Origin of the sequence: Psychrobacter sp. 1Y11 (assembly GCF_052259045.1) — a bacterium.
In the GTDB taxonomy this organism is placed as follows: Bacteria; Pseudomonadota; Gammaproteobacteria; order Pseudomonadales; family Moraxellaceae; genus Psychrobacter.
In genome coordinates this window covers 234582-242362 of record NZ_JBQQER010000005.1, presented here as the reverse complement: position 1 = coordinate 242362, position 7781 = coordinate 234582, and the positions used below count along the sequence as shown (strand labels likewise).

The following is a 7781-nucleotide window of genomic DNA, read 5'->3' as shown; positions in this document are numbered from 1 at the left end:
TGGGTGATGACGGATTCGAACCGCCGACATTCTGCGTGTAAGGCAGACGCTCTACCAACTGAGCTAATCACCCTGAGAAGCGTATAAAAAAAGCACTGCTTTTTTAGCTTCGCAAGGAAAATCCTTTAAATAGGATTTTCTAAAACTTAACACCTAAACGCAATCTTATAAATAAAACTGCTTCGTCCGAGCGCAAGAGAATTTACATTTTCCTAAATTCTAGAGGTTCTACACCTACACTAAATTGTACTGAAATCCTTTAAAGGAAATTTTCTAGAAACTCTGCATCTAAATAAATGCTAATGAATTTCTTAGATCTAGCTAATCAAGACTATCACCTCTTAATCAACTTCTAACAACTCAGAACCAATAAAGCTCCTTGCTGTGGGTGTGTATTATATAGATTTAGTTATGCCTGTCAAATAGTTTTCATCATTTTTAGCAAAGTTTTTTGCTGAAAATGGTGGTTGACTAGCAAGCAACTGTTTTTATTAGCTTTATACTTTAAAAATTTTTAAATCATTTGTTTACTACTTGCTAGTAACGTCTTCTTAGCAACAAAAACTTATTTAGCAGCTGCTAACGCCTTTTCAATATCAGCTTTAATAGCGTCAGGCTTAGTGGTTGGCGCATATCGATCGATCACTTGCCCATCGCTACCTATCAAGAACTTAGTGAAGTTCCACTTAATACCATCGGTAAGTAAGCCGCCCTTTTGCTCTTTAAGCCACTTAAAAATTGGATGGGCATCGCTACCATTGACATCGACTTTGGCCATCATAGGGAAGCTGACGCCATAATTCTTTTGACAAAAAGCGCCAATCTCTTCGTTACTACCAGGGTCTTGGCTACCGAACTGATTACACGGAAAGCCGATAACCGTTAAGCCTTGGTCTTTATAGTGCTCATTTAGGCTCTCAAGCCCTTCAAACTGCGGCGTAAAACCGCATTTGCTCGCGGTATTAACCACTAGCAGCACCTGACCTTCAAAGTCAGCTAAAGACTGCATCGTGCCGTCCATACGCTCAGCAGTAAAATCATAAATAGTACTCATCACTCATCCTTAATCAAATTATAATTCGGTTGTCGCTGTGCCCAAAATATAAGGGAGCTATTATCAGCTCCCTTACTATATAACAAAGTCTACGTAATCAATAGCTAGTATTGAATGCCGCTTAGTCTTCGGCTTTATCCAAATCGATCGACACTGAGTTGATGCAATAGCGCATACCCGTAGTCTCACGTGGACCATCAGGGAACACATGGCCTAAGTGTGCATCACAGTTACTGCAAGTGACCTCGGTACGGCGCATTCCTAGCGAATCATCGACGTGCTCATCAATAGCGGAATTATCGATCCCTTGATCGAAACTTGGCCAGCCACAGCCGGCATCAAACTTGCTTTCTGAATCAAACAATTTGGCACCGCAAGCTTTACAGCGATAAACGCCTTTATCATTGACATCATTATAAGCGCCGGTAAAAGGACGCTCAGTGCCTTTCTCGCGAATAACATGATACTCATCCGCACTTAAACGCTGCTTCCAGTCGGTTTCGGTTAACTGGGCAATCTCTTCTTTGGTGAGTTGGCTGTCTTGCATAGTCGTTCCTTATTATCGTTCACTTTTAAAATTTTGAATTTTCAAAACATTCTGATAGGTTCGATATGGTAGTTATCCTTAATTATTCAATGTGTAGATGACTATGATTACTAAAAACACACGTTAAAGTGCTCTTACATTTTTATGAGTAAGAACTATTTTTAGTTTTAACTCATATCAAAAATACCTTATAAATAATTGATATTAATAGATTAACTTAAAAACACCTCATAGAAGTTCTGTGGAAAAACTATATATTGCAAGTATAACTTGCATTGGAATACGTTAGATGGCTTGCATTGCCAGTACTAATGCAATAATATCTTGCATTAAAGTATTTAATAAAGTGTTAATAAGCTGAGGTCAAATTAATTATGAGTAAAACCCAAGATAAATTCGCTCAAGACCAGCGCTTGGCACAAGCTGAAAGACTGGTACAACTGCGCCGTAATAAAGGCTTAACCGCTGAGCAATTGGCACAAGCAATGACCGAAGCAGGCGCTAGAGTCAGTCGTGGCGCTATCTCCAATTGGGAGCGCGGTACTAATGGTATCGTCTCCTCCAAGCTGCCTACGCTTGCGCGACTTCTGGGATGCACAGAAGGCTATCTGCTTCGCGGCGACAATGATAGCGATGGGCATGAACCCAACCCTCAGTCCATAACGACAGATCAAAATAAGCCCTCACTAGCCCATGGCAACCCAAGCCAGCAATTAGATACTCACTCAAATAGTTATACGACTTACCAAAACAAAACTCCTCAAGATAAAAAGCTTCAAGACAAGGAAGAGACGACTATGACTGAACTCAAAAAATCTGAAAAACTACAAAACGTTTGCTATGACATTCGCGGTCCTTTATTAAAAATGGCTAATAAAATGGAAGCCGAAGGTCAACGCATTCTCAAACTCAACGTCGGCAACCCTGCTCCTTTTGGCTTAGAAGCGCCGCATGAGATTTTACGTGATGTGGCGATGAATCTGCCAGAAGCGACAGGATATTCAGACTCGCAAGGGATTTTTTCGGCGCGCAAAGCGGTGCTGCAGTATTATCAGTCTAAAGGACTACTATCAGCGGTCGATGTACGCGATGTCTACCTTGGTAATGGTGTCTCAGAGCTGATTGTGATGACGATGCAGGCGCTGATGAATGATGGTGACGAGGTACTGATTCCGATGCCCGACTACCCTCTATGGACGGCAGCGACCAATCTCTCTGGCGGTACTGCAGTGCATTATCGCTGCAATGAAGATGATAACTGGCAGCCTGATATCGAAGATATTAAAGCAAAGATTACGAGCAAAACTAAGGGCATCGTGGTTATCAATCCGAATAACCCGACTGGAGCGCTGTACTCTGATGAGAATCTAAAACAGATTATCGAAGTTGCTAAAGAGCACAATTTGATTATTATGGCAGATGAGATATATGACCGCGTACTATATGACGATGTCGAACATAAGCCTATGAGTACGCTTACCGATGAGGTACTAGTCTTATCTTATAACGGCTTGTCAAAATCGCACCGTATTGCAGGCTTTCGCGCCGGCTGGATGATGGTCTCTGGTAAAAAGCAACATGCTACGGACTTTATCGAAGGCTTAGACATGCTCGCCTCTATGCGCCTGTGTTCAAACGTGCAAGGACAATATGCCATTCAAACGGCGATGGGCGGTTATCAAAGTATGAAAGAGCTGACCTCAGAGAAAGGCCGCTTGTTTAAACAGCGTGAAATGGCAATCTCGCGTCTTAACGCGATCCCCGGCATTTCTTGCACTATGCCGCAAGGAGCGTTTTACTGCTTTCCAAAGATGGACCCTGAAATTTATCCGGTCAAAGACGATATGCAGTTTATGATGGACTTATTGATTGAGGAGAAGGTACTCATGGTACAGGGCACTGGCTTTAATTGGGATACCCCTGACCATTTCCGCTTAGTATTCTTGCCTAATCTACATGATTTAGAGAATGCTATGGATCGCTTAGATCGTTTCTTTGCCAAAAAACGTCAACAGTACGGTACAGATAAATTAGCTAATAAAGCTGCTAATAAACAAGCTCTTGAAGCTTGAATTCATGATGAAAGCTATCATGATAAATTAAAACCAAACCACACTTTATTGTAGTAAAAAAGCTTATCGATGATCATCGATAAGCTTTTTTTAACATTAAATTTTTAACCTGTCTTTTTCATCATTTTATAGTCAATATCCCATTAACTAAAAATTTGATTGAGTATCAAGAAGCTGATAGCCGATAGTGCTGCGGCGACTGGTAAAGTGATAACCCATGCCAGTCCAATAGGTTTCATAAGTGCCCAATTGGTGTTTCTATTGACGATACCGATACCTAACACCGCGCCTACTAAAGTATGCGTACTCGATACGGGTAAGCCTAAAGTCGAAGCGCCCATTACTACGCCTGCGGCGGCAAGCTCAGCTGAAAAGCCAGAGGCCGGATGCATTTTGGCGAGGTTAGTGCCCACCGTTTGAATGACTTCTTTGCCAATAAACCATAAACCAACGATAAGCGCTACTCCAAAGGTGAGCATCACAGGCGATGGTACTGCAGCCTCTGAGGCGATCGTATTGGTGCGAATCACATCCATAATAGCAGCAAAAGGCCCCACCGCATTGGCAATGTCGTTAGACCCATGACTAAAGGCAAAGGCTGAAGCGGTAAAGACCTGCATCCAGCTGAACATAATAAAGGTGGCTTTGGTCAGATCCTCTTTGTGTTTACCACGGATACTCTTAGTATAGATATAGGTGGCTAGCCAAACTAGCGCACTTATCATGCCCATGATTAAGAAACCTTGCAGGGTCGTCATATTACTATTGACGTTTTTGAGGCCTTTAAACACCACTAACGAGGTCATCACCGCCCCGCCCATAGCTGCCAAGATAGGTACCCATTTCTTCAAAGCTTTTAGGGTATCTAAGCTTTCACGCTCATGCTCGACGATATACAACTTTTTATAATAGTCTGTCTCTAAATCCTCAACGTCACAGTCATCGTCTTTATAAATGTCTTGATCGCGAAGCATGGCTGAGGTATAGGAGAGCTGTTCAGACTCAGTCATCGCATCCAGACGTTCTTTGTGCTCTTTTTTGATAGATTTTTTATCGGCTTTTAGCTCTGCGATTTGCGCTTCTGCCTGATCGTTGTAGTCGATGACGTTACGTTTGATATGACCATATAAGAAGTAAGAGAGCACGCCGCCTAATAAAGGTGACAATACCCAAGAGACAGCAATCGTGCCGATAGTGCCCCAATCTACGGTTGAGAGCGCCATTTCAGTACCACCTAGAGTGATCCCTAATACAATAGAGCTACCCACTACCCCGCCGATGATGGAGTGCGTGGTTGAAACGGGCAGACCTTTTTTGGTGGCGAATAACAACCAAAACGCTGCAGCAATCAAAGCAGACAGCATGACATAAATGAACTGATTAGGACTGACCGCCAAGCCGTCCAAATCCACAATACCACTGCGAATAGTATCAGTTACTTCACCACCTGCTAATACAGCGCCCGACACCTCAAATATCGCTGCCACCCCCAAAGCTTGCGGAATGGTCAAAGTACCTGCACCTACTGAGGTGCCAAAAGAGTTGGCGACGTCATTACCACCGATATTGAATGCCATAAAGACACCAAAGGCAGTAGCAACGATAAACAACGTCGTTTGTTGACGCATCGTGTAGTCGAGACCCCACCATAAAAAATAGCTGGTCATCGCAGTCAGTAAAATAGCAAAGAATAAATTGATTCTCATAGAACCAACCGGCTTGGTTGATGCTGTAGAGTTGCTGCTAATACCCATAAAATGAGACGCCTTGAGTAAGATTAAAGAGACTTGCTAGTGATAATGATGTCACAACACACGCTGATATCCTGCTCAGCTGCGTGATTGCAGCTTAACTTCATCGTGCTTGAATCTGGATAGAGCTACTCTTTGAATGTATAGCAATCCTTATAAACCTGCCCGCCATAGGCTATAGACATACAATTAAGCCGCAAGTAACAGTCTAAATCAATTGATTAAGGCAGCTCGCGGCTTAGGTATCTAGCGATTATTTATCTCATAAATAGCCACTAATAAGTTTATTAGAATAAAACCATTAGAATTAGAACAAATCATTAAAATGAAACAATGATATATTGAAGCGACAAATATTTAGGCAATACACCTCACTGCAATAAATATCGAAGTCATAAAACATTGGCTCAATAAAACACTGTATATAGGACTAACCCCTCAAATAAAAGAGTCATCAGCCCTTATTCGTGCGCCCATTATATTAAATATTGAGCACTTATGCACAATGAAATTGCCAAAATTGTAACGACAGGTTTATGAGCAGAGCTCTTTATATTTATTCGCTTATTTTCGCTTTTATCTCGTGACTTATTTATAGGCTTTTAGCTGCTCAATCGCATGATCAAGCACATCGAGACGGGCACGGCGCTTATCGTTGGTTGCGACAATACACCAAGGCGCATGCTCAGTGTCTGTATGCGCTAGCATATCAGCCGCCGCTTGCACATAATCCGACCACTTCTCACGGTTGCGCCAATCATCATCAGTGAGTTTGAATTTTTTATGCGGGGTTTCTCGTCTTGCTTCAAAGCGCTCGAGCTGCTCATCCTTATCAATAGCGAGCCAGTACTTAATCACTAGCGTGCCTGCTGCTTGTAGATCCGCCTCAAAGCGGTTAATCTCGCCATAAGCACGCTGCCAATCGATAGGCTCAGCAAACCCTTCAATACGCTCAACCAATACCCTACCGTACCAAGTGCGATCGAAAATAGCGATACGGCTGATGCGATCCGTTTGCTCATTAGGCAGCTTAGTCCAAAATCGCCAAAGATAGGGATGCTGTAGCTCGTAAAGCATCGGTGCGCCAATATTATAAATCTGATACTCGCGTGGATCGAGTGGTGCAACCATTCTTTTAATAGAGCCGCCCTTACCCGCCGCGTCCATGCCTTCAAAAGCAAAAATAACATGGCGACCTCTGCGATCTCGTATGAGCTTCGCAAACTCAGCTTGCTTGTCTGCTAGCTCATCTTTGTAATCTGACTTATCTAGGTCATGGTCTTTGATATCAGTGAGCGCTTTTGGCACTTCTGTATCTATAAAAGCAGCGGCTGTACAATCAGGCGAGTCGGGCGCTGCAGGGGTGCCTGAGCTTTCTTTCATAGACGTCTCACTACTCGCTAATGCCGTTTGTATAGCGTGCAGGACTTCGTGACAAAATCTCGTTTGTGCTTGCGACTTATCATTACCATCAATAATGACCCAGTCGCCTTGTTGGCTCAGTATTGTTGCTGCTATCAAGTTAAACTGCTCTAGCACTTCCTCATCGCACCAATCTATCTGATACAGATACTGAGGATCTGCTGTCTCATCATTAAGACGCTCCTTTAACGTCTCAGCATCGATATGAAACCAGCACTTTAATACCTTGGTATGATTGGCACTCAAGTCTTGCTCAAAAGTTTTTAACTCAGCCAATTGCTCTTTTAAATAAAGGTGCCAATCCGTTGTTGGGAGTTTTTGTTGTACCTCCGCGCCGTTTGCTGATTTATACTGAACCATGCGTATCACGTTATGTATCAGATCGGCGTACCAATTCCCAAAATAAACCATCACATCGCCGTGACGCGGCATCGCTTTAGTATGCGCCTGCCAAATAGGCTGATAAGCTAACGGCGGGTAGCCAATAGTGGCTTCTACTTTTAATAGCCTTGGATCGACCCATTGCCTTAACTGTTTGACCGCGCTGCCCTTGCCCGCTTGCTCCATACCATTGACCAGCACTAGTAAGCCTGTTGGCTTATTCGTTGGCGGCGGTGTTTGTTGCCTAGTAGCCCTAAGCGCGAATTGCGCAGTGACCAAGGCCAGCCTAAGCTCATCTTCATCCATCGAAAACTCGCTTAGCGGATTGGGTGTCAAACGGCTACTAACTACTTGCGGATCTAAGCGCGCGCTGACAGCTTGCTGCCTATTATCATTTTTCTCATTTGCACCGGTTTTATGCTCTTTATCGTTAAACATGATAGCGACTCACTTGCTAGTTATTTATTCTGAAGGTATAGATAAATAATAGCATTCACTTACCACCGAGATAATATCGCTGTGTAACAGTTTGCCATTTGTATTGTTTTTTATTT

The 7781-nt window shown here is 43.0% G+C and carries 5 protein-coding genes and 1 tRNA gene; 1 reads left to right on the top strand and 5 read right to left on the bottom strand.

Features of this window, described 5'->3' with window-relative positions:
- The 3 genes from ACTXGJ_RS06665 to msrB form a co-directional block, all read right to left on the bottom strand.
- Nucleotides 1-73: transfer RNA gene (locus ACTXGJ_RS06665), tRNA-Val, on the bottom strand.
- A 492-nt stretch (nt 74-565) separates the two neighbouring features.
- Nucleotides 566-1054 carry a glutathione peroxidase gene (locus tag ACTXGJ_RS06660; protein ID WP_443565436.1) on the bottom strand — a complete coding sequence of 163 codons (489 nt, stop codon included), beginning with the start codon at nt 1052-1054 and terminating at the stop codon, nt 566-568.
- Between the two features lie 121 nt (nt 1055-1175).
- Nucleotides 1176-1601, bottom strand: a complete 426-nt coding sequence (gene msrB / locus ACTXGJ_RS06655; protein ID WP_439242423.1) for a peptide-methionine (R)-S-oxide reductase MsrB — start codon at nt 1599-1601, stop codon at nt 1176-1178.
- 374 nt (nt 1602-1975) lie between these two features.
- On the opposite strand from msrB, the gene ACTXGJ_RS06650 reads away from it, so the two are divergent.
- Nucleotides 1976-3673, top strand: a complete 1698-nt coding sequence (locus tag ACTXGJ_RS06650) for an aminotransferase class I/II-fold pyridoxal phosphate-dependent enzyme (RefSeq protein WP_443565434.1) — start codon at nt 1976-1978, stop codon at nt 3671-3673.
- Between the two features lie 143 nt (nt 3674-3816).
- Here the strand turns inward: ACTXGJ_RS06650 and ACTXGJ_RS06645 are convergent, their stop codons facing one another.
- Nucleotides 3817-5427: an inorganic phosphate transporter gene (locus ACTXGJ_RS06645; protein ID WP_439242427.1), complete on the bottom strand. Its 1611-nt coding sequence runs from the start codon at nt 5425-5427 to the stop codon at nt 3817-3819.
- 585 nt (nt 5428-6012) lie between these two features.
- Nucleotides 6013-7665 (bottom strand): ATPase, encoded by a 1653-nt coding sequence (locus ACTXGJ_RS06640; RefSeq protein WP_439242429.1) that lies wholly within the window; start codon nt 7663-7665, stop codon nt 6013-6015.
- Between the last annotated feature and the right edge of the window lie 116 nt (nt 7666-7781).